General features: G+C 59.0%; 23 protein-coding genes. 14 read left to right on the forward strand and 9 right to left on the reverse strand.

Features of this window, described 5'->3' with window-relative positions; all coding sequences use genetic code 11:
- Position 1: 1 nt before the first annotated feature.
- Positions 2-1258 carry a glutamate-5-semialdehyde dehydrogenase gene (locus QQG91_RS06455; RefSeq protein WP_285772147.1) on the forward strand — a complete coding sequence of 419 codons (1257 nt, stop codon included), beginning with the start codon at positions 2-4 and terminating at the stop codon, positions 1256-1258.
- 1 nt (position 1259) lies between these two features.
- Here QQG91_RS06455 and QQG91_RS06460 read toward each other — a convergent pair whose 3' ends face one another.
- Positions 1260-1856, reverse strand: coding sequence for a histidine phosphotransferase family protein (locus tag QQG91_RS06460; protein ID WP_285772148.1), 597 nt, complete (start codon positions 1854-1856; stop codon positions 1260-1262).
- A 26-nt stretch (positions 1857-1882) separates the two neighbouring features.
- On the opposite strand from QQG91_RS06460, the gene QQG91_RS06465 reads away from it, so the two are divergent.
- The 3 genes from QQG91_RS06465 (at position 1883) to olsA (ending at position 3723) form a co-directional block, all read left to right on the forward strand.
- Positions 1883-2062, forward strand: coding sequence for a DUF3553 domain-containing protein (locus QQG91_RS06465; protein ID WP_285772149.1), 180 nt, complete (start codon positions 1883-1885; stop codon positions 2060-2062).
- A 69-nt stretch (positions 2063-2131) separates the two neighbouring features.
- Positions 2132-2890, forward strand: coding sequence for a GNAT family N-acetyltransferase (locus QQG91_RS06470; protein WP_285772150.1), 759 nt, complete (start codon positions 2132-2134; stop codon positions 2888-2890).
- Positions 2887-3723: a lyso-ornithine lipid O-acyltransferase gene (gene olsA, locus QQG91_RS06475; protein ID WP_285772151.1), complete on the forward strand. Its 837-nt coding sequence runs from the start codon at positions 2887-2889 to the stop codon at positions 3721-3723. The genes QQG91_RS06470 and olsA overlap by 4 nt, the downstream gene beginning before the upstream one ends.
- Here olsA and QQG91_RS06480 read toward each other — a convergent pair.
- Positions 3720-4349: a thiamine phosphate synthase gene (locus QQG91_RS06480; RefSeq protein ID WP_285772152.1), complete on the reverse strand. Its 630-nt coding sequence runs from the start codon at positions 4347-4349 to the stop codon at positions 3720-3722. The two genes, olsA and QQG91_RS06480, sit on opposite strands and share 4 nt — an antisense overlap.
- A 137-nt stretch (positions 4350-4486) precedes the next feature.
- Here QQG91_RS06480 and QQG91_RS06485 point away from each other — a divergent pair, with 137 nt between their 5' ends.
- From QQG91_RS06485 to QQG91_RS06500, 4 genes are all read left to right on the forward strand, one after another.
- On the forward strand, positions 4487-5227 hold the full coding sequence (locus QQG91_RS06485) for an RNA methyltransferase (protein ID WP_285772153.1): 741 nt from the start codon (positions 4487-4489) through the stop codon (positions 5225-5227).
- Between the two features lie 68 nt (positions 5228-5295).
- Entirely contained in the window at positions 5296-6441 is a 1146-nt protein-coding gene (ctaA, locus tag QQG91_RS06490; protein ID WP_285772154.1) for a heme A synthase, read from the forward strand.
- The gene (locus QQG91_RS06495; RefSeq protein WP_285772155.1) at positions 6438-7907 is read left to right on the forward strand and encodes a carboxypeptidase M32; all 1470 of its coding nucleotides are present in this window, start codon (positions 6438-6440) and stop codon (positions 7905-7907) included. Before ctaA ends, QQG91_RS06495 begins: the two co-directional genes overlap by 4 nt.
- Positions 7907-8332 (forward strand): PaaI family thioesterase, encoded by a 426-nt coding sequence (locus QQG91_RS06500; RefSeq protein WP_285772156.1) that lies wholly within the window; start codon positions 7907-7909, stop codon positions 8330-8332. Before QQG91_RS06495 ends, QQG91_RS06500 begins: the two co-directional genes overlap by 1 nt.
- 57 nt (positions 8333-8389) lie before the next feature.
- On the opposite strand, the gene QQG91_RS06505 is transcribed toward QQG91_RS06500, so the two are convergent.
- A complete protein-coding gene (locus QQG91_RS06505; RefSeq protein WP_285772157.1) occupies positions 8390-8617 on the reverse strand; it encodes a DUF1127 domain-containing protein in 228 nt (75 codons plus the stop codon).
- Positions 8618-8712: 95 nt separating this feature from the next.
- Between QQG91_RS06505 and QQG91_RS06510 the strand changes: the two genes are divergently transcribed.
- From QQG91_RS06510 to rpsI, 3 genes are all read left to right on the forward strand, one after another.
- A complete protein-coding gene (locus QQG91_RS06510) occupies positions 8713-10086 on the forward strand; it encodes an aminotransferase-like domain-containing protein (protein WP_285772324.1) in 1374 nt (457 codons plus the stop codon).
- A 151-nt stretch (positions 10087-10237) separates the two neighbouring features.
- On the forward strand, positions 10238-10696 hold the full coding sequence (rplM, locus tag QQG91_RS06515; RefSeq protein WP_285772158.1) for a 50S ribosomal protein L13: 459 nt from the start codon (positions 10238-10240) through the stop codon (positions 10694-10696).
- Positions 10697-10699: 3 nt separating this feature from the next.
- A complete protein-coding gene (rpsI, locus tag QQG91_RS06520) occupies positions 10700-11188 on the forward strand; it encodes a 30S ribosomal protein S9 (protein WP_285772159.1) in 489 nt (162 codons plus the stop codon).
- 78 nt (positions 11189-11266) lie between these two features.
- On the opposite strand, the gene QQG91_RS06525 is transcribed toward rpsI, so the two are convergent.
- Together QQG91_RS06525 and QQG91_RS06530 are read right to left on the reverse strand one after the other, a co-directional pair.
- Entirely contained in the window at positions 11267-11911 is a 645-nt protein-coding gene (locus QQG91_RS06525; protein WP_285772160.1) for a DsbA family oxidoreductase, read from the reverse strand.
- Entirely contained in the window at positions 11898-13415 is a 1518-nt protein-coding gene (locus QQG91_RS06530) for a class I adenylate-forming enzyme family protein (protein ID WP_285772161.1), read from the reverse strand. Before QQG91_RS06530 ends, QQG91_RS06525 begins: the two co-directional genes overlap by 14 nt.
- A 64-nt stretch (positions 13416-13479) precedes the next feature.
- Between QQG91_RS06530 and QQG91_RS06535 the strand changes: the two genes are divergently transcribed.
- Positions 13480-14103: a helix-turn-helix domain-containing protein gene (locus QQG91_RS06535; protein WP_285772162.1), complete on the forward strand. Its 624-nt coding sequence runs from the start codon at positions 13480-13482 to the stop codon at positions 14101-14103.
- 51 nt (positions 14104-14154) lie between these two features.
- On the opposite strand, the gene QQG91_RS06540 is transcribed toward QQG91_RS06535, so the two are convergent.
- Positions 14155-15969, reverse strand: a complete 1815-nt coding sequence (locus QQG91_RS06540; protein ID WP_285772163.1) for an extracellular solute-binding protein — start codon at positions 15967-15969, stop codon at positions 14155-14157.
- Positions 15970-16295: 326 nt separating this feature from the next.
- On the opposite strand from QQG91_RS06540, the gene QQG91_RS06545 reads away from it, so the two are divergent.
- Entirely contained in the window at positions 16296-17069 is a 774-nt protein-coding gene (locus QQG91_RS06545; RefSeq protein ID WP_285772164.1) for a 3-hydroxybutyrate dehydrogenase, read from the forward strand.
- Complete coding sequence (locus QQG91_RS06550) at positions 17066-18097, forward strand: patatin-like phospholipase family protein (RefSeq protein ID WP_285772165.1); 1032 nt, start codon at positions 17066-17068, stop codon at positions 18095-18097. Before QQG91_RS06545 ends, QQG91_RS06550 begins: the two co-directional genes overlap by 4 nt.
- Here the strand turns inward: QQG91_RS06550 and QQG91_RS06555 are convergent.
- The 3 genes from QQG91_RS06555 to QQG91_RS06565 all read right to left on the reverse strand — a co-directional run bounded on the left by QQG91_RS06555 (position 18094) and on the right by QQG91_RS06565 (position 20692).
- A complete protein-coding gene (locus QQG91_RS06555) occupies positions 18094-18831 on the reverse strand; it encodes a DUF502 domain-containing protein (RefSeq protein WP_285772166.1) in 738 nt (245 codons plus the stop codon). The two genes, QQG91_RS06550 and QQG91_RS06555, sit on opposite strands and share 4 nt — an antisense overlap.
- A gap of 62 nt (positions 18832-18893) precedes the next feature.
- A complete protein-coding gene (locus tag QQG91_RS06560; RefSeq protein ID WP_285772167.1) occupies positions 18894-19805 on the reverse strand; it encodes a pseudouridine-5'-phosphate glycosidase in 912 nt (303 codons plus the stop codon).
- Entirely contained in the window at positions 19802-20692 is an 891-nt protein-coding gene (locus tag QQG91_RS06565) for a PfkB family carbohydrate kinase (protein WP_285772168.1), read from the reverse strand. Before QQG91_RS06565 ends, QQG91_RS06560 begins: the two co-directional genes overlap by 4 nt.
- Positions 20693-20725 lie beyond the last annotated feature (33 nt).

Here is a 20725-nt window from a genome sequence, read left to right on the forward strand (position 1 = left end):
CATGACGGACGCGATCGATATTTCCGAAATGATGCGTGATCTGGGGTCGCGGGCGCGCACCGCCGCGACGGTTCTTGCGACCGCGAGTGCCGAGCGCAAACATGCCGCTCTCATCGGTGCGGCCGAGGCCGTCTGGAAAGGCCGATACGATATCATCGAAGCCAACCTCAAGGATCTTGAGTTCGGCAAAGGCAAAGGCCTCAGCGACGCGATGATGGACCGCCTGATGCTTGACGAAGACCGTATTCGCGGCATCGTCGACGGTCTTCGTGCCGTGGCCGAACTGCGTGATCCTGTTGGCGAAGTCATTGCCGATTGGGACCGTCCGACTGGGCTCAACATCCAGCGTGTGCGCACGCCGTTGGGCGTGATCGGCGTGATCTACGAAAGCCGCCCGAACGTGACCGCCGATGCCGCTGCGCTTTGCCTCAAGGCGGGGAACGCGGTGATCCTGCGCGGCGGCTCCGAGAGCTTCCACTCCTCGCGCGCGATCCACGCCTGTATCGTCGACGGTTTGGTCAAAGCCAATTTGCCCGCCGATAGTGTGCAGCTTGTCCCCACCCGTGACCGCGCCGCCGTTCAGGCGATGCTTCACGCGGTCGAGTATATCGATGTGATCGTACCCCGTGGCGGTAAGGGACTGGTCGGGCTGGTGCAGAGCGAAGCCCGCGTTCCTGTGTTCGCGCATCTCGAAGGCATTGTGCACGTCTATGTCGACGCTTCGGCCGACGCGGAAAAGGCGATGAAGGTCGTGCTCAACGCCAAGACCCGCCGCACAGGGATTTGCGGCGCAGCCGAGTGTCTCTTGCTCGATCACAAAATTGCCCAAAGCCTTGGTGCGGATTTGGTCAAGGCCTTGATGGACAAGGGCGTTCGCGTTCACGCCGGCGAAGGGCTTGTCGGGACCGATGTCGCAACCGAGGACGATTGGGGCCGCGAATATCTCGATATGGATATCGCCGCCAAGATCGTCGACGGGATCGACGGAGCGATTGCCCATATCCGCACATACAGCTCCAATCATACCGATTGCGTGATTGCCGAAGATCCCGCCGTCGTCGCGCGGTTCTTCAACGAGATCGACAGCGCGATTCTGATGCACAACGCTTCGACCCAGTTCGCCGATGGCGGTGAATTCGGTATGGGCGCTGAAATCGGCATCGCGACGGGTAAAATGCATGCACGTGGCCCCGTGGGTGTCGAACAGCTGACCAGCTTCAAATACCTCGTGCGCGGGAACGGCACGATCCGCAGCTAACTCAGGCAGGAGCGAGACGGAGCACGCGCTCTGTCTCGTTGCCGACAATCGTGGCATGGCGTCCGAGTTCTGGCAGCCCCTTGGCCAAAAGCCCGAATTGCACCTGCGCAGCGCAGAGCCCCGTCACATCGCGCGTGTAGAGCCGCTTCCAGAGTGCATCGTCCCAAAGAAGCCGCTCGCTCTTGGCATAAAGACAGAACACGTCTCCCGACAGGCTCACCTCGATCTTGCCTCCAAAAGGCAGCGCGGTTTCAAGACAAAGAACCCCCAAGAGAGCAAGTCGGCTTTGTGATCGGGTCAGCGGAGTGTCGATGGCCCAAGTCACATCGTTCTTGGTGCCTTGGGTGTAATCGGCAATGATCTTGCGCATATCCGCAGGCTTGATCAAAGTCTCGCCATGGGCACCGAAGGCAAGCCGAAAGAACGACAGTTTCGCATTTGCGTGCTGGACACTTTGCGTGATGAGGTCCATTTCAGGACCCGAAGAGGCACCCGTCATGCCCAAAAGCTCGACCCCGTTGCCGATCGCGCCAAGGGGGCTGACAAGGTCATGACAGATGCGCGACCCGATCAAGGCTGCTAATGTGTCTTCATACATAGGCGCCCCCAAGACATGAGAAAGCGATGAAAGAGCTGAATTCGATCCTCGAGCCGGGTATGTTGGTGCGCCATCCCGATTGTCCCGAATGGGGCGTGGGACAGGTCCAATCCAATATCAATGGCCGTATCACCGTGAACTTTCCCGATGAGGGTAAAGTGGTGATTGATGGGTCTCGGGTCATGCTCATGATCGTTCGTCTGTAAACTTAACGCAATCATTGGGCGATAAAGTTAAAAATCCGTCAACCTAGAACGAATTCTACTGAAATTTCTATGCCCCTGACCCAACCCGAATTCACCGTGTCCTTTGCCCAGACCGAGGACGAGCATCTGGAAGCGCTGAGGCTGCGCTATGATGTCTTTGTGCGCGAATTCGGGACTGCGGGTCAGGGGGTCGATCATCAGGCACGCATCGAAAGCGACGCATTCGACGCCCACGCGCTCCACCTTCTTCTTAAGGATCGGGGCAGGGTAGTCGGTGTCTATCGTCTCTTGGACGAGGCACGGGCCAAGGCTGCGGGCGGGTTTTACTCGGAGGCCGAGTTCGATCTGGGCCCGCTTTTGTCCTCTGGGCGCAAGCTGCTCGAATTGGGGCGCTCGTGCCTTCATCCCGACTATCGGGGCGGACAGGCAATGCTTTTGCTTTGGTCCGCCGTTTCGGATCATGTCATCGCAACCAAGACGGAAATCCTGTTCGGCACGGCCTCTTTCCAAGGGACGGACACCAAAGCCATCGGGCCTTCTCTTGCGCTCTTGAGCGAAAATCACCGCGCGCCGCCCGATCTGCGCGCTGTGGCTGTCGGACCCGACGCGCTTGCCTATTCCGACATTACAATGCCTGTTGAAGATCGCCGTGCGGCCATGCTCAAGGTTCCTTCTTTGATCAAGGCCTATCTTCGGCTCGGTGGATTTGTCGGGGACGGCGCCTTTGTTGACCATGCGTTCAACTCGACGGATGTTCTCCTCATTCTGGATGTCGCCCGAATGACTGAAAGCCAGCGCGCAGTTTACAGCAAAAGGACCCCAGCATGAGCATGACATGGAGACCGGGAGATGAACCCGAACACAAGCCGATCAGCCTGATGGGCTGGGTGCGTGTGCTCTATCGGGGGATTCCGCTCGGGATTTTGGTGTTCGGCTGCCTGATCCTCTTGCTTCTTGTGCGTCTGATCGAACGCCCCCTGTTCGGGGTCAAGCGCCCCTTGACCCCCTATATCACCCAGTTTGTGTGCCTGAATGCCTTTCGCATTCTCGGGATCGGCTATCATTCCCAAGGCACGCCGATGACGGGCCCGGGGGCAGTGGTGGCGAACCATTCAAGTTGGCTCGATATTTTTGCGCTCAATGGTCGCAAGCGGATCTACTTCGTGTCCAAGGCCGAAGTCGCGAAATGGCCGGGGATCGGGTGGCTTGCGCGGGCGACGGGCACGGTCTTTATCCGCCGCGACCCGCGCGAAGCGGCCAAGCATATCCAGATTTTCAAAGAACGTTTAACCGCGGGTCATAAGCTCTTGTTTTTCCCCGAAGGCACATCGACCGATGGCCGCCGTGTCCTGCCCTTCAAGCCGACGCTCTTTGCGGCGTTCTTCGACGAGGCGCTGCGCGATACGCTCGCCATCCAGCCTGTTTCGGTGATTTATCGTGCAGCAGAGGGAGAGGACCCCCGCCAATACGGCTGGTGGGGCGACATGGATTTCGGCACCCATCTTTTGGAAACGCTGTCCGCTGCGAAACAGGGCAGCGTGACACTGGTCTATCATGCCCCCGTCAATGTCGCCGATTACAAGGACCGCAAGGTCCTTGCGCGGGATCTGGAAACGGCGGTGCGGTCGAGCCTTGAAGAGGCGGGTGTTCTGACCGCTTAACCTTCCATCGCCTTGCGGAAGGCAAGAAGCGTCTGGGCTGGGCTGTCGGTCTTCCAGATTTCGTCGCCAAACCCGAAGAAATCGGTGTGCTGGGACAGCTGACGGACGAGATCGAGAGACAGAGCGCCTTCGGCCACGCAGGGCACTTCGATCATCATCGACCACCATTGGAAAAGCTCGAGCTCTGCGGGCTCTGTGTGACCAAGCGCAGTTTTCGCAAGTGGGCCGAAGCTTACGTAATCGGCGTTCAACTCCCCTGCGGTCATGCCGTCGTGGCGCGAATTGCCGCAATAGGCGCCGACGATGGCATCCTCGCCAAGTGTTTTGCGGACCTTGCCAACCGAGCGTGCTCCGTCGGTCAGATGCACACCGTCGAGACCAAGACGCTCGACCATCGCCACATGATCGTCGATCACCAGTGCGATATCGCGCGCATGGGTGATTTCGCGGAGCGCATCGGCTGCACGCGACAGACGGTCTTCGTCGCGCGTCGCAAGCGAGAGACGCACGCAAGCGATCTCGGTCGCATCAAGACAGGCGGCAAGATCATTGCTGAATGTGGAAAGTTCGAAATCCGAAGGGGTGATCAGATAGAGTTGCGGAAGGTCTACTGCATCGCTTGCCATGTCACATCTCCGATATTTGAGTCTCGGGGGCGTATATCTTGGAAAATTGCGCTTGGCTACAAAGGCTTTGCGCAAAGGTATGCTTGATCTGGAAGCGGGTGCGTCCTATCAGGGCCGCGATTAGCCAAGGATTGCCCATGCCGACTGGATTGCCCCAACCTGCCTTTGTTCTCATTCGCCCGCAGATGGGCGAAAACATCGGAGCCGCCGCGCGCGGAATGTGGAACTTCGGCCTTGACCGGATGCGGATCACAAGCCCGCGAGACGGCTGGCCCAATTCGCGCGCCGTTGCGATGGCGTCGGGGGCAGGGCGGCTCTTGGACGAAGCGCAGCTTTACGAGACGACCGCCGAGGCGGTGGCCGATTGCACCTATGTCTATGCGACAACGGCGCGTCCGCGCGGGCTTACCAAACCTGTGCTTTCGCCCGAAGCGGCGATGAAAGAAGCCGCTGAGAAAATCGCGGCAGGCGGTAAAGTCGCCGTGATGTTCGGACCAGAGCGCGCGGGCATGGAAAACGACGATATCGCGCTGGCCAATGCCATTATCAACGTCCCCGTGAACCCCGAGTTTTCGTCACTCAACCTTGGTCAATGCGTGCTTCTGAGCGCCTATGAATGGCGCCGCGCCAGCACCGAAATCGTGCACGAGCGCATGGAAATGGGCGGGGAATGGGCCGAACAGCACGAAGTCGAGCGTCTGGCGGAACATTATGAAGAGCGGCTCGAAGAGGCGGGCTTCTTCTTTCCCGAACAAAAAGCCGCCCATATGAAGCAGAACCTGCGCAATCTCTGGAGCCGCATGCCCTTTACCCGCGCGGATGTTCAGATGATGCACGGAATAATGCGACAGATGGTCCGCTGGAAAGATCGCGGCTGATCCCTTGTCGCGGGCGGCTTGCCGCAATAGGTTGCAGCCCAAAGTGAATTCAAGGGCGGCACCCAAGCATGGCAAAGACACCACGCAGCATTTTCGAAGAGGTCGGCAACGCACCCAAGGTAACGGCAGCGCCGGGCGGCATCGACGCCAAAGGGCGCGGGGCGCGCAATTCCATCCGCAACTGGCTTATGGTGATCTTTGCGCTTGTGGCGCTGATCATCGCGGTCGGCGGCATGACGCGACTGACCGACAGCGGTTTGTCGATTACGGAATGGAACCCCGTATCGGGTGCGATCCCGCCACTGAGCGATGCGCATTGGGCCTCTGAATTCGCGCTCTATCAGCAGACGGACGAATTTAAGCTCCAGAACAGCCAGATGACGATCGAAGAGTTCAAAACGATCTATTGGTGGGAATGGGGGCATCGCCAGCTTGGCCGCACTATCGGTCTCGTTTGGGCGCTTGGTTTTGCCTATTTTGCGCTGCGCAAGCAAATCCCGACGGGCTGGACCAAACGGCTTTTCCTCATCGGTGTTCTGATCGGATGTCAGGGCGCGATCGGTTGGTGGATGGTGCATTCTGGGCTTCAGGAAGGTATGCTTGACGTTGCCTCCTATCGCCTTGCGACCCACCTCGGCATGGCGTTCGTGATCTTCGGGTTTATCGGCTGGTATGTGTTCCTGCTTGGACGCAGCGAGGCCGACCTGTTGCAGGCGAGACGGGCGGGCGAGCCGAAACTTTTCGGCATGTCCACGGGCTTGATGCATTTCGCATTTCTGCAAATCCTCCTTGGTGCTCTGGTTGCGGGGATCGATGCGGGCCGCGCCTTTCCGACATGGCCTTTGATGGGGGACGGGTTCTTTCCGCCCGATCCTTTCACGCTCAGCCCGATCTGGCGCAATTTCTTCGAAGACGCAGGCCTTGTGCAGTTCATGCACCGCATGGCGGGTTATCTTCTCTTTATCTACGGGATCGTGGTCTGGAGACGCGCCTCCAAGTCGGGCAATGCCAAGACCCGTTTCGCCTTTAACGCGGTTCTCGCAGTTATGCTGCTTCAGGTCACGCTGGGGATCGTTACCGCGCTCTATTCGGCGCCCGTGCATCTTGCCATCACGCACCAGATCGGCGCAGTCTTGCTTTGGGTGCTGATCCTTCGGGCGCGCTATCTGTCGCGTTACCCTCTTGCCCAATCCATTCGTGGAGCCGCAGCATGAGCGCTTATTCCGAGCTTTTGGCCTTTACCCGCCAGACCAACGCGCTTGCCCAGATTGCAGGGCGTTTGGGCTGGGATCAGGAAACCATGATGCCGCGCGGGGCGGGGGATCAACGGGCAGAAGAATTTGCTGCAATCGAATCCGTGCTCCACGCGCGCCGCACCGATCCACGGGTCGGCGAGTGGCTTGCCAAAGCCGAGGCAAGCTCCGAGGTGGAAGCCGCGAACCTGCGCGATATTCGCCGCAGTTTCGAGCGCGCGTCCAAGATCCCGTCGCGACTTGCCGAAGAGATCGCGAAAGTGACCTCCAAAGCCCAAGGTATCTGGGCCGAGGCGCGTGCCGCGAACGACTTTGCCGCCTTTGCTCCGACCCTGTCTGAAGTCCTCGACCTCAAGCGCGAGGAAGGCGCCGCTCTTGCCAAGGACGGCAACATCTATGATGCGCTTCTTGATGATTACGAACCGGGTGCGACCTCTGCCGAGCTTGCGGCGATGTTCGATGCTCTGCGTCCCGGACTTGTGGACCTGCGCGCCGCGATCCTCGAACAGCCTAAGCCCAAGGGCGTTTCGGGCGAGTTCGACGAAGCGGCCCAGATGGTCCTCACCCAAAAGATTGCGACGACCTTCGGCTATGACCTGAGCCGTGGCCGGATCGACAAGGCCGTGCATCCGTTTTCAAGCGGGTCGGGACAGGATGTGCGCATCACCACCCGCACCAGCAAGACCGATCCCTTCAACTGTCTCTATTCGACGATCCACGAGGTCGGTCACGCCTGTTACGAACAGAACATCGACGACGCATATCTCCTGAGCCCGATTGGGGGCGGTGTTTCGATGGGTGTGCACGAAAGCCAAAGCCGTATTTACGAAAACCAACTCGGGCGGAGCCGCGCCTTTACGGGCTGGCTCTATGGACAGATGCGCGATGCTTTCGGGGATTTCGGCATTGCCTCGGGCGAAGAGCTGTATCGCGCGATCAACAAGATCGAGAACGGCTACATCCGCACCGAGTCCGACGAGGTGCAGTATAACCTTCATGTCCTGTTGCGCTTTGATCTAGAACGCGCGCTCGTCTCTGGCGATTTGCAAGTGCGCGATCTCGAGGGGGCGTGGAACGATCGTTTTGCCTCCGACTTCGGCTTTGCGGTGGATAAACCCGCGAACGGCGTCTTGCAGGACGTGCATTGGTCTGTCGGGCTCTTCGGATATTTCCCGACCTATTCGCTGGGCAACGTTTATGCGGGATGCCTGCATCAAGCGCTTCGTGCGGATATTCCCGATCTCGACGATGATCTGGCCCAAGGCAATCTGTCGCGCGCCACAGGCTGGCTGGCCGAGCGGGTGCAGCGTCACGGCGGGCTTTATGCACCGCGCGATCTCGTCACGCGGGCGACGGGGCAGGCGCCGAGTGAAGCGCCGCTCCTGGCCTATCTCGATGCCAAATTCCGCGATCTTTACGAATTGTAATGGCACTTGCATTCGACATAAGCGGCCTGAGCGCCTTTATCGCGGCAGAGTTCCCGCAAGCGGCCTCTGAGTTCGAGATACTGGAGTTGACCGAAGATACAACGTTGGTCAGCCTCGCTCCGAGTGAACGTCACCTTCGGCCGGGTGGCACGATCTCGGGGCCGGCTATGTTCATGCTGGCCGACTGCGCGATCTATTACGCGATCCTTGCTCGGATCGGCCCCAAGGCCTTGGCCGTCACCACCAATGCGGCGATCGATTTCATGCGCAAGCCCGAAGCGGGCAAGACGCTTTTGGCGCGTGTCGAGGTGCTTAAACTCGGCCGTTCCCTCGCGGTTTGCGAAGCGCGGCTCTTCAACGAAGGCGCCGAAGCAAAACCCGTGGCGCGCGCGTCCATGACCTATTCGATCCCGCCTGAACGCTGAAAAGGCCAGAAAAAAAGGCGGGGAAATCCCCGCCTAGTTCAGGAAGAGCCGGGGATGTCAGGCCCTCCAAAACACTTTCCGAGTCTCTTGATCGGCTTGCACATGAGTGAGGCCGATGTCCTGCAAGAGATAGTCGGGCATATCCTTGAGATGTTTTCGGGTCGATCGACGCATGGCCCAAGTCTCGACCGCCACCGCGGTTGCCACAAGCGCGCGGGCGACAGTGGTCGTCGGTGCAGGGATGACAATCGTGTTGAGCGGGAGGATATTTGTAACCGTAGCCATGATCTTTCTCGACAATTTGTATTGATACAATAGGGGGAATACCCTATACGAAAGCGATACAAATCCCCGTAAAGGTTGTCTAGGAATACATTGTGATGGATACAATTTGGCTCCCGAATTTGCAGGATTGCACCGGTCCGAAATACCGTGCGCTCGAACTCGCGATCCGTCAGGCCATCCGTTCAGGGCAACTAAAACAAGGGGATAGGCTTCCTGCGGTGCGAGATCTCGGCTGGCAGGCGGGGGTCACACCGGGGACTGTGGCACGAGCTTACAAGAACCTTGTCGATGCGGGGATCCTCGATGCGACAGTGGGGCGGGGCACGTTTGTACCAATACAAAAGATCGAAAGAAACGACTCGATGCATGAAACGGGGGTGACGCTTCTCAGCCCTCGTTTGCCTGATGAAGGTCAGTCCGAACTGATCCGCGAGGCGATGCACCGCTATGCCAACTCGGTCGCAAGCGACAGGCTCTTGCGGTATCCGACACGCGAAAGCCACGCGCCCGCCCATGCCGCCTTTGTTGCGGCCAATCGCACGGCGCCTATCGGGCCGTTTTCCGAGAGCGACGTGGTGATCACTCACGGCGGCCAGCATGCCATCGTTTTGATCATGCAAACCGTGTTCAAGGGTGGCCAGCCTTCGATCATCGTAGACGAATTGACCTATGCGGGCTTTCGCCGTGCCGCCGAGCTTTGCCGTGCACAGGTGCATAGTGTGGCTTGGGACGAAGAGGGGCCGATCATCGAGGAGTTTGAAGCGCTCATTCAGGAACACGCCGTCCAGATGTATTGTGCCTCGGCGGATGTCTGCAATCCGACCGCCCGCATGACGTCGGTCGCACGGCGTCACCAGATCGCCGAGATGTGCCGCCGCTATGGCGTGCATATCATTGACGACGACTGTTACCGCAACGGGCCGTTCCTCGGGCCGAGCTATCGCCAGCTCGTCCCCGAACTCGGCTGGTATACGACCTCGCCCTCCAAGTCGATTTCCGCTGCGCTGCGCATCGGCTTTGTGGTTGCGCCGCAGGGGTGGGCGAATGCTTTGGTGCGCTCGATGACCTTCAATTCATTCGGTGTGCCCGAGATCATCACGGCGACCTATGCTTCGATCCTCGAACATCCCGATCTTCCTGAAATCCTTGAACGCTGTCGCGACAAGATGGATCGCTTGCTGCGCACGGCGGTAAACTATCTCGGCGGTTATCAATTGCGCTGGCAAAAGGACGTGCCGTTCCTGTGGCTCGAATTGCCTTACGGCTGGCGCAGCGGCGAATTCTGTCACGCAGTCGAAGCGCAGGGCGTGTTCCTCAAATCATCCGAGGAATTCGGCCTGAGAAAGAGTAAAACCGTTCATGCGGTGCGGATTGCCATCAACGGATCGATTCCCGAAAACCGTTTTGAACAGGCGATGGTCACGCTCAGGACCCTTTTGGACAACCCGCCTGAGCGGATAACTGTCTAAAACTATGGGGTAAATTGATACCACTTTTGCAAGCTATTGTTTTTGCTTATTTTATTTATGATAAGTCCGCTTGACTGTGGGTGCAGTGCGTTTATAACCCGCCCATCCGAAAGACGGAGGCCTCGCCTCCATGACCTATTATTGGTGAACCATGAAAACTTTCTCTGCTACTCCGGCAGATATCGAAAAGAAATGGATCCTGATCGACGCTGAAGGCGTTGTTCTGGGCCGTCTCGCTTCGATCATCGCCATGCGCTTGCGCGGTAAGCACAAGCCCTCCTTCACCCCCCACATGGACATGGGTGACAACGTTATCGTGATCAACGCTGACAAGATCCAGCTCACGGGTAACAAGCGTGAAAAGCCGAACTACTGGCACACGAACCACCCGGGCGGCATCAAGTCGCGCACCACTGCCCAGATCCTCGAGGGTGCACACCCCGAGCGCGTCGTCATGCAGGCGGTCAAGCGTATGCTCCCCGGCAACCGTCTTTCGCGCAAGCAGATGACGCACCTTCGCGTCTTTGCTGGCACCGAGCACGGTATGGAAGCCCAGAAGCCCGAAGTTCTCGACGTCAAGTCGATGAACAAGAAAAACACGAGGGTCTAAGACATGGCCGATCAAATCAACTCTCTCGAAGAGCTCGGCGCAATCGCCGGCGGCGCTGCCGCTCAGGTTGCAGAAGCGGTAAACCGTGAGCCGGTTCGTGACGAGCTTGGCCGTTCCTACGCAACCGGCAAGCGTAAAGACGCTGTCGCTCGCGTTTGGATCAAGCCGGGTTCGGGCAAAGTCACCGTGAACGGCAAAGAGATGAGCGCTTACTTTGCTCGTCCCGTTCTCCAGATGATCCTGCGTCAGCCGTTCCAGGTTGCTGGCGTTGACGGTCAGTTCGACGTGATGGCTACCGTTGCCGGTGGCGGTCTCTCGGGCCAGGCTGGTGCAGTCAAGCACGGTATCTCCAAGGCGCTCCAGCTTTACGATCCCTCGCTCCGCGCTGCTCTCAAGGCCGCTGGCTTCCTGACCCGCGACAGCCGCGTTGTTGAACGTAAGAAGTACGGTAAAGCAAAAGCTCGCCGTTCGTTCCAGTTCTCGAAGCGCTAATCGCTCGGATATCGGAATTGGAAAAGGGCCCGCCATTCGGTGGGCCCTTTTTCTTTGGGTCGAACGATGGGCAGAGGGCTATTCGCGCTCTGCCAATTGGGTGTTGAGATCCGCAATGACGTTTTCCCAAAGACTCGCAGGCTGTGCGCCCTGAACCACATGCTGGTTGGCGACGACAAAGGTGGGCACAGAGGACACGCCCATCTTGCGGCTATGTTCCTGACGGGCTTTGATTTCGTCTTTGTCGGCGTCCGAGGCAAGGAGCCGCCCGATCATCGCACCGTCGAGCCCTGCTTTTGAAGCGATATCGACCAGAACCTCGTGGTCTCCGATATCGCGCCCCTCGACCCAATAGGCTTTGAAGAGCGCATTGACGACAAAGGTCTGCTTTTGCTCGATGCCTGCCCAATGGATGAGGCGGTGGGCATCAAGCGTGTTTGGCACCCGTGTGATCAGATCGTGGTTGAGCTGCACACCCGCTTTGGCCGCGTGTTCGACAAGCGGCATATAGGCGTTTTTCCATCCCTCTTTGCCACCGAATTTGCGCTCCATATAGGGGGTGCGCTCGACCCCGCCTTCGGGGATCGTCGGATCAAGCTGATAGGGGTGCCATTCGATGATAAACGGGTGATCCCCCGCCTTTTCCATCGCGCGTTCAAGATAGGTTTTGCCGATGTAGCACCACGGGCAAACGGGATCGGAGAGAATATCAAGTTTGACCATGTGCGGTCTCCCAGTTTTTGCGCAGGACTTTGCGCAGAAGTTTGTTGTTCGCGCCGCGAGGCAGTTCGTCGACGCGCTCGAATATCCTTGGGCATTTGTAGCGTGCAAGCCGCTCGGCCGCAAAATCGGCAAGAGTATCGGTCAGATCCTCGGTTCCGACATAGAAGGCGGCGATGACGCTTGTGCCTTCCTTGACGGTGACTTCACAGGCGCCGACCTCGCAAATTGCGGGATGCTGGGCGAGGGCGCTCTCCACTTCGATCGGCGAGACGCGATAGCCGCCCGCATTCATCATGTCGTCATTGCGGCCCGCATAGAATATCGCGCCGTCCTCGGACATATACCCCTCGTCACCCGTGAGGAACCAGTCGCCGTCGAACCGCGCTCGGGTTTCTTCGGCTTGGTCCAGATAGCCGAACATGAGACCGGGGTCGTCTTTGTGCACCGCAATCTGACCCGAAGTGCCACGCGGAACGGGCGCACCATCGCGCAGGATCGCAACACGGCGTCCCGTTTGGGGATAACCCAACGCGCCTTGGGGTGCGGGTCGCGCGGGGCTTCCCGACAGAAAGGTGGAAACCTCCGACATTCCAAAGGCTTCGTGAAGGCTGGTCCCTGTCGCATCCTGCCATTGCGCGCGGAGGCTCTCGGGGAGTTTCTCGCCCGCAGTCAGGCCATGGCGCAGCTTGGGCATCGCTTGGATCGGCGCTCTAAGAAGTTGCCTGTAAACCCCTGGGGCAGCGGCGAAAATAGTTGCGTCGTGGCGTTTGAGAAGAAGCGGGAGCGCCTCGGCCTTCATGCCTGCCGCAGGAATGAGCGCGGTTGCGCCCACCGACCACGGGTCCATGAGTCCGGTTCCCAGCGTGTAGGTCCAATTGAACGCACCTGCGTGCAAAAGACGGTCATTCTCGCCAAGATCATACCAGCCGTTGATCATCATCTGACGCGCCCAGATCGCCCGATGGGCATGCACCACTGCGCGCGGTTTGCCCGAGGTGCCCGAGGTAAAGATGATATAGGCGGGGCGCTCGGGGTCTCCCATCGCGTAGTCCGCAGGCGGCAGATCGTAAAACCCACGCAAATCCTCGAGTCCAAGCGTCGCGTATCCATCGGGAACCGCAATATCGGGGGCCGCGACGACAAGCGCGGGCTTCAAGGTTGCGGCCATCCCCGTGATTTCGGGACCCGTCAGCATGGCCGAGGTTGGACAGGGGATAAGACCTGCCGCGATAGCCCCCAGATAGAGGATCGGGAAATCGGGCGTATTTCCCAGCCGCATCAGAATGCGGTCGCCCGTCTGCAGTCCGAGCCGCAATAGCCCCGTCGCGGTGCCGCGCACGGCGGCTTCGATCTTTGCATAGCTCCAACGTTCGGCGCGCGCAGGACCAAGCACCGCCAAAGCGATCTTGTCGGGGCGGCTTGACGCATGGCGCAAGACATGGGCCGCAAAGTTGAATGGGTTGGGGCAGGGCGCATATCCGCCCTCGTCAAACAGGCTTAGCATGCCTCTGGCTAGCGGTCCCTCATGACAGTTGCAAGACCGAGATCGCTGAGGCTATATGTGCGCCATGGTTAAAAGTGAAAACGCATCGCTGATCCGAATTGCCCGCGAAAACGGCCATGAGGAAACTTCGGTTCCTCTCGATCTCGGGCTTCGGGTGCGCGAGTTGCGCAAAGAACGCGACTGGACCCTCGAACAGGCAGCGCAGCAAGCGGGCCTTGCGCGTTCGACGCTCTCCAAGATCGAGAACGGTCAAATGTCCCCGACCTATGACGCGCTCAAAAAGCTCGCTGTGGGGCTCGGGATTTCGGTGCCGCAGCTTTTCACGCCCCCGACCAAAGGTCAGGTCAACGGCCGCATGACCGTAACCCGCACGGGCGACGGACAAGAGCAGGTGACGGCGACCTACGAGCACGAGCTATTGGCCGACCAGCTCACCAAGAAGAACATGCTTCCGTATCGTGCCCGCATCCGCGCCCGCTCGATGGACGAGTTTGACGGATGGGTGCGCCATGACGGGGAAGAGTTTCTCTATGTGCTCACGGGCACGGTCCGCCTCTATACCGAGTTCTATGAACCCGTCGAAATGAAGCGCGGCGACAGCGCCTATTATGACGCGACAATGGGTCATAACGTCATTTCTACAAGCGCCGACGACGCGACCATCCTTTGGGTGACATCTCTCGTCTAACTCATTGCCAAGCCAATGAAAAAGGCGGCCCTAAGGCCGCCTTTCTTCGTTTTATTCCGACCACCAGACATCGGGCTGCCAACCGGGCCAATCGCCGAAGATCGGCATACGCTCGGGGAAATGCAGATCCTTGGCATAGGCCACGCGGTTGATGTTCCACTGATAGATCGGGATCACATAACGCCCTGCAGTCAGAATGCGGTCAAGCGCATGGGTTGCCGCGCGGAAATCCTCTTGGCTTTCCGAGGTCAGAAGCGTGTTGATCATCGCATCCACCGCTTCGGACTTGATCCCCATGAGGTTCCGCCCGCCGGGAGTATCGGCGTATTCGCTGCCCCAATAGGCATATTGCTCGTTCCCCGGAGACAGCGACAGACCGCGCTGGAAATAGGTCATATCGAAGTTATAGGCGTCGGTGAGCTCTTTATACTGGGCGCTGTCGACAGAGTTGACGGTAACGTCGATCCCGATCCGCTTGAGTGCCTGAACATAAATGTCGATGATCGCTTTGGTTTCGCTTGCGCCCGTCTGCAACAGAACGGTGAACTCGAAAGCCTTGCCTTCGGCATTGCGCAACACGCCTCCTGCATCGACCTTCCATCCGGCTTCTTCAAGCTGGGCAAGCGCATTGCCGATACCTTCTCGGTTGCGCTCCGACCCGTCCGACACGGGCAGAGAATAGCCTTCGATCGTGCCGGGAACGAGGTCAGCGGCAAAGGGTTCGAGGAATTCGAGAACGCGGCCCGTCGCCGCGTCATGGCTCATGCCCAAGGGCGAGTTGGACCAATAGGACGTGATCCGCTCTTGTTTGCTGCCCGTGATCGCTTCGTTGATGAATTCGAAGTTGAACGCATGCAGCAAGGCATCGCGCACGCGCCAGTCGTCAAAGGGCGCACGCCGCGTGTTCATCACAAAACCCGTCATCCCCGACGGGCGTTGATGGGTCAGCTCGGCCTTGAGGATATCCCCGCTCTGGACGGCGGCGAAATCATACTGGCTTTCCCAGCGGGCCACGTTGAATTCGCGGGTAAAGTTGGTCACGCCCGTCTTGAAGGCTTCGAACGCGGTGGTTTCATCACCGAAAAACTCGAGCCGCAGAGTATCAAGGTTTGCCGTGCCACGACGGAAGGGCACATCCTTGCCCCAATAGTCGGGATTGCGGGTGAATTCGATGTAACGACCCATTTCATAGCCGTTCACCACATAGGGACCCGACGTGATCGGCACGATGCCCGAGCCGTCTTCTTCGAAGTTCACACCGTCCCACTGCGACTTTTGAAGGATCGGGCGCATCCCCGCCAGAAGCGCAAGTTCGCGGTCCTCGGTGTTGAAGGTGAAACGCACCGAGCGCTCGCCCGTTTGCTCCATCGAGGCGATTTTGCCCCAGAAGCCGCGATAGCGCGGATGGCCTTGGGTGCCGAGCGTCTCGTAGGACCACATGACATCCTCGACCGTCACGGGGCTCCCGTCCGAGAATTTGGCTTCGGGCCGCAGGGTGAATTCGACCCATTCACGGTTGGGACCCGTCTCGACCGATTCGGCCAAAAGCCCGTAAAGCGTGAAAGGTTCGTCCAAAGTGCGCCCCATCAACGTCTCGGCCATGAGATAGGGAAGCTGCCAGGGTTTGTTTCCCTTGAGCACATAGGGGTTGAGGCTGTCGAAGCTGCCCACCTCGGCGGTGGCCATCCGCCCGCCTGTCGGCGCATCGGGATTGGCATAGGGGAGCGACACAAAATCGGGTGCGAGCTCCGGTTCGCCATACATAGCTATTGCGTGCTTTGGTTCTGCTGCTGCGAAAGAGGCCGCGCCGATCACGGCCAGAGCCGCAACCGATGCACGAAAACCTGTTAGAAACTTTGATGCCATTTCAGAGACAATCCCCCAAATCCTTATGTCCGTTGCACAAACCGTAGAGGGGGTTTTGAATCTTTTCAAACTTTTAGCTTGGAGGCGGGCAAGAGATTGCTTATAAAGGCCTTACTGCTCGATAGGTTTCTTGCCTGTATGAAACCTGCCTCAATAACTTAACGCCAGCCTCGTGCTGGCGTTTTTTTCTTGGGCTTCGAGAGATTTCCGACACGGCTTTTTGATCGGTTCGAACCAGAGAATCGCACAAAAGGGAATCAATGTGTTGAACTATTTCGCATCTGCAGCATTATCCCCCGTAAGTGCAAGTCAAAGGGAGTGCGCGCATGTCGTTGAACGGAAAAACAGCAGTTGTGACAGGATCGAACTCGGGCATCGGTCTGGGCGTCGCCAGAGAGCTGGCGCGGGCCGGTGCCGACCTTGTCATCAATTCCTTTACCGACCGAGACGAGGACCATGCCCTTGCCGCCGAGCTTGCCAAAGAGTTCGGCGTTGCAGTGCGTTATATCCAAGCGGACCTCTCCAAAGCCGAAGAGGCGCGGGCCCTGATCGAAAAGGCGGGCGTTTGCGATATCCTCGTGAACAACGCAGGTATCCAGCATGTCGCGCCGATTGACGAATTTCCGCTCGAGAAGTGGGACGCGATCATCGCGATCAATATGTCTTCTGCTTTTCACACGACCGCGGCCGCTCTGCCGATGATGCGCAAGGCGGGCTGGGGCCGCGTGGTGAACATTGCGTCGGCTCATGGTTTGACCGCGTCGCCCTATAAATCGGCCTATGTCGCGGCCAAGCACGGGGTTGTCGGTCTGACCAAGGTCACTGCATTGGAAACCGCCCAAGAGCCGATCACCTGCAACGCCATTTGTCCGGGCTATGTGCTTACCCCGCTGGTCGAGGCGCAGATCCCCGACACGATGAAGAAATACGCGATGGAGCGTGACGAGGTGATCAAGAAGGTCATGCTTGAGCGCCAGCCGTCCAAGGAATTCGCGACCGTAGAGCAAATCGGCGGCACGACGGTGTTCCTGTGCTCCGACGCAGCGGCCCAGATCACGGGCACCACCATCAGCGTTGACGGTGGGTGGACGGCGCTTTGATCCGTCTCAACCTCGCGCTTCAGGGAGGCGGGGCGCATGGCGCTCTGACATGGGGCGCATTGGATCGGCTTCTAGAGGAGACGGACATCGAGGTCGCGGCGATCTCGGGCACCTCGGCGGGTGCCTTGAACGCGGCGGCCTTCAAAAGCGGTTGGGCGACGGGCGGACGGGGCGGCGCGCGCGCCGCGCTCGGCGATCTGTGGGAGCAGGTCGGAGCAGTGACGGACCCGCGCATGGCCCAATGGATCACGCCATGGAGCGATACGGCGCACTATGTCACCAAAGCGATCGAATATTCGCCGCTCTATGCGGTTTTCGATGCGGCAGCGCGCATGATGACACCTGCGATGTATGGACCGTTCATCCGCAATCCTTTGGAAAAGCTGACGTCGCGGTTCGATTGGGAGGCGATCTGTTCCTCCTCGGGGCCCGAGCTCCATATCTGCGCCACCAATGTGCGCACGGGCAAGATCCGCGTTTTCACGGGGGCCGAGTTGTCGTCAAAGGCGATCCTTGCCTCTGCCTGTTTGCCTACTTTGTTCGAAGCGATCGAGATATACGACCCAAAGACCGAGCGCGAGGAATCCTATTGGGATGGCGGTTACACGGGAAATCCCGCGCTTTTTCCGCTCTATCTTCCGCATTTGCCCGACGACATCCTGATTGTGAACATCAACCCGCTGGAACGCGAAGAGATCCCGCTCGATGGTCCCTCGCTCCAGAACAGGATCAATGAGATCAGCTTCAATTCGTCCTTGCTCCGCGAAATGAGGGCCATCAACTTCGTCAAACGGCTTCTGCACGGCGGGTCGGTGCCCAAAGGCTCGATGAAGGATGTGAACCTTCATATGGTCGGGGACAACGATCTGATGAACGAGCTTTCGGTCGCCTCCAAACTTATTCCGACCCCGATCACGCTTGCACGGCTTTTCGAGGCAGGGCGCGAGGCGATGGACCGCTTTCTTGCGCATCACAAAGACGATCTCGGCAAGCGCGGCACCGTCGATCTCGAAGAGATGTTCGGCTAGGCCTTGGCCGCTTTGGCAAGGGCCTTGTCGATTTTGGCCTTGGGCTGGGGATAGACGAGGCCTGCCGAAATCACGAGTTTGGCCGCATCCTCGACCGTCATATCGAGCGGGATGATTTCTTCTTCGGGCAGAAACAGAAGAAAGCCCGACGTAGGGTTCGGCGTGGTCGGAAGAAAGACCGTGATGATGTTTTCACCTGTCGGCACTTTTTCCGCGATCTCGCCTTTGGCTTTGGTCGAGACAAAGGCGATCGCATAAAGCCCCGGACGCGGGTATTGCACAAGACAGGCGCGGTCAAAGCTGCTTTCGGACTGGGCAAAGACCGTCTCGGCAAGCTGTTTGGCACCGTTATAGACCGAACGGACCACAGGCATACGCGCAACGATCCCTTCGCCCCATTTGATCAAGGAACGACCCAGCACGCCTTTGGCGATACTTCCGACGATAAGCGTGAACACCAGAAAGATGATCACGCCGACGCCGCGCACGTCGATATTGAGATGATCGGGCGAGGCGGGGTTCACATCGCCGAACCAACGGTTGATGAGAATATCGGGGTGATAGACACGCGGCACAAAGGGCCAGACGAAGCTGTCGATCCAGCCCGTAATGCTCCAGAACAGCCAGACCGTGATCCCGATGGGCGCCACCACCACGAGTCCGGCGAGAAAGTTGTTTCGGATTTTCGCAAGAATGCCGCGAGAGGGTTTCTCGATCGGTATCGGATTGTTCACCTTGTCACCCGCTCAACTCGTTTCGCGTTCAACCTAAGAAGCGGCCGGACCAACCGCAATGGTCAACCTTGATTTTTCATCGCAACCGCAATTTCCGCCGCCAGTTTCGCGTTGTTCATCACGAGCGCAATATTGGCCACCAAGGATTTGCCTTGGGTCAGTTCGAAAATCCGCTGGAGGAGGAAGGGCGTCACCGCCTTGGCACTGACCTTCTGTGCTTCGGCTTCTTGCAGAGCTTGTTCGATCACGGGCGCAAGCTCTTCTGCGGGGATTTCCGCCTCTGCGGGGATCGGGTTGGCGACGAGTTGCCCGCCTGGAATATCAAGCTCGCCGCGCATCAGTTGTGCGCGTGCGATCTCTTCGGCGCTGTCCATGCGGATCGGTGCCCTGAGCCCCGAATTGCGGGACCAGAAGGCGGGGATCATGTCCTGACCATAGGCGATGACCGGAACGCCGAGCGTTTCGAGAACCTCGAAGGTTTTGGGAAGATCGAGGATCGCCTTTGCGCCCGCCGCAACAACGGTGACGGGTGTCTGGGCAAGCTCTTGAAGGTCTGCGGAAATGTCGAAAGAAAGTTCCGCGCCGCGATGGACCCCGCCGATACCGCCCGTTGCAAAAACGCCGATCCCCGCGATCTGGGCTGCGATCATCGTGGCGGCCACCGTTGTGGCGCCTGTGCCGCCCGAGGCAAGACAGGCCGCGAAATCGGCGCGAGAGAGTTTGGCCACGTTCTTGGCCTGACCAAGCGCGTCAAGCTCTTCGCTTGTCAATCCGACATGGAGTGTGCCGTTCATGACCGCCATCGTCGCGGGCACCGCGCCGTTGTCGCGCACGGTTTGCTCCACGCGGCGTGCGGTTTCGACGTTTTGGGGCCAAGGCATACCATGCGTGATGATCGTGCTTTCCAGAGCGACCAGCGCGTCACCGTTCTTGAGAGCTTGGGTCACTTCGGGGGAAAAGGACATCGGGATCATTGTGGGCTTTCTCCAGAGACATATTTGGCCGCTGCATGCAGGGCGAAGTTCAGGGCGTCGGAGCGCGATGCGCCGTCGCGTTCGGCGGCGACATGGGCGGCAAGGAACGTATCCCCTGCGCCCGTGACACGCTGGCTTTTGACGGATGGGGGCGTTGCGGTGAGCACATCGGGACCTGTCGCTTCCGAGGCGCTGCGCGGCCCGTCGGTGACAAGAACGCGTCCCGCACCATGCGCAATGAGGCCCGCTGCCGCTTCGGCGGAACTGCCGAAAGTCGTATCGCAAATCAGCCCCGCTTCTTCGAGGTTCACGTAGAGCGTGACATTCGGATGCCGATAGAGTGCCTTGAGCCGCTCGGCCTTGCCCGGACTTGCGGGGGCGACCCGTAGATCGGATCGCGCAAAAAGAGGCGAAGCCGCGATTTCGCTCAGAAGCTCGGTGGTCAGGTTGCCGTCAAGCGCGATGATCCCCTCAAAGGGCGTGCCTGCCGATCCGATCTCGCCGTTCGCCAAAGGTGCGAGGATGGCATTGCCCACGCGCTCGAGCGAGTGCGCATCCGCTATCGCGGCGACAAGCCCGTTCGGGTCCTCGATCGCCATATAGCTGTCGGTGGCAAGGTCTTGGGTGCGATAGACGTGATCGGTGACGATCCCGAGATCGCGGCATGCGGTCAAAAGTTCGTCCCCCTCGCGGTCGGAGCCGATGTGGGTCAGAATGGCAGGCGTGATGTCGAACCTGCGAAAGGTCATCGCGATATTCATCGCCACACCGCCCGGAATGCGCCGGATAATGCCCGGCATATCCGCGCCATAATGCATGTCGCGCCGCGTACGCCCGATGATGTCCCACAGGACGGACCCGATACAGAGGATGTCGAAGCTTTTCATGTGCGTGTCATGACAAGCCTGAGGACCTGCTGC

Source organism: Marivivens sp. LCG002 (assembly GCF_030264275.1).
In the GTDB taxonomy this organism is placed as follows: domain Bacteria; phylum Pseudomonadota; class Alphaproteobacteria; order Rhodobacterales; family Rhodobacteraceae; genus Marivivens.

Coding starts and splice junctions, on each gene's coding strand:
- QQG91_RS06455 (WP_285772147.1), top strand. CDS start 2: ATGACGGACGCGATCGATATTTCCGAAATGATGCGTGATCTGGGGTCG.
- QQG91_RS06460 (WP_285772148.1), bottom strand. CDS start 1,856: ATGTATGAAGACACATTAGCAGCCTTGATCGGGTCGCGCATCTGTCAT.
- QQG91_RS06465 (WP_285772149.1), top strand. CDS start 1,883: ATGAAAGAGCTGAATTCGATCCTCGAGCCGGGTATGTTGGTGCGCCAT.
- QQG91_RS06470 (WP_285772150.1), top strand. CDS start 2,132: ATGCCCCTGACCCAACCCGAATTCACCGTGTCCTTTGCCCAGACCGAG.
- olsA (WP_285772151.1), top strand. CDS start 2,887: ATGAGCATGACATGGAGACCGGGAGATGAACCCGAACACAAGCCGATC.
- QQG91_RS06480 (WP_285772152.1), bottom strand. CDS start 4,349: ATGGCAAGCGATGCAGTAGACCTTCCGCAACTCTATCTGATCACCCCT.
- QQG91_RS06485 (WP_285772153.1), top strand. CDS start 4,487: ATGCCGACTGGATTGCCCCAACCTGCCTTTGTTCTCATTCGCCCGCAG.
- ctaA (WP_285772154.1), top strand. CDS start 5,296: ATGGCAAAGACACCACGCAGCATTTTCGAAGAGGTCGGCAACGCACCC.
- QQG91_RS06495 (WP_285772155.1), top strand. CDS start 6,438: ATGAGCGCTTATTCCGAGCTTTTGGCCTTTACCCGCCAGACCAACGCG.
- QQG91_RS06500 (WP_285772156.1), top strand. CDS start 7,907: ATGGCACTTGCATTCGACATAAGCGGCCTGAGCGCCTTTATCGCGGCA.
- QQG91_RS06505 (WP_285772157.1), bottom strand. CDS start 8,617: ATGGCTACGGTTACAAATATCCTCCCGCTCAACACGATTGTCATCCCT.
- QQG91_RS06510 (WP_285772324.1), top strand. CDS start 8,713: ATGGATACAATTTGGCTCCCGAATTTGCAGGATTGCACCGGTCCGAAA.
- rplM (WP_285772158.1), top strand. CDS start 10,238: ATGAAAACTTTCTCTGCTACTCCGGCAGATATCGAAAAGAAATGGATC.
- rpsI (WP_285772159.1), top strand. CDS start 10,700: ATGGCCGATCAAATCAACTCTCTCGAAGAGCTCGGCGCAATCGCCGGC.
- QQG91_RS06525 (WP_285772160.1), bottom strand. CDS start 11,911: ATGGTCAAACTTGATATTCTCTCCGATCCCGTTTGCCCGTGGTGCTAC.
- QQG91_RS06530 (WP_285772161.1), bottom strand. CDS start 13,415: ATGCTAAGCCTGTTTGACGAGGGCGGATATGCGCCCTGCCCCAACCCA.
- QQG91_RS06535 (WP_285772162.1), top strand. CDS start 13,480: ATGGTTAAAAGTGAAAACGCATCGCTGATCCGAATTGCCCGCGAAAAC.
- QQG91_RS06540 (WP_285772163.1), bottom strand. CDS start 15,969: ATGGCATCAAAGTTTCTAACAGGTTTTCGTGCATCGGTTGCGGCTCTG.
- QQG91_RS06545 (WP_285772164.1), top strand. CDS start 16,296: ATGTCGTTGAACGGAAAAACAGCAGTTGTGACAGGATCGAACTCGGGC.
- QQG91_RS06560 (WP_285772167.1), bottom strand. CDS start 19,805: ATGATCCCGATGTCCTTTTCCCCCGAAGTGACCCAAGCTCTCAAGAAC.
- QQG91_RS06565 (WP_285772168.1), bottom strand. CDS start 20,692: ATGAAAAGCTTCGACATCCTCTGTATCGGGTCCGTCCTGTGGGACATC.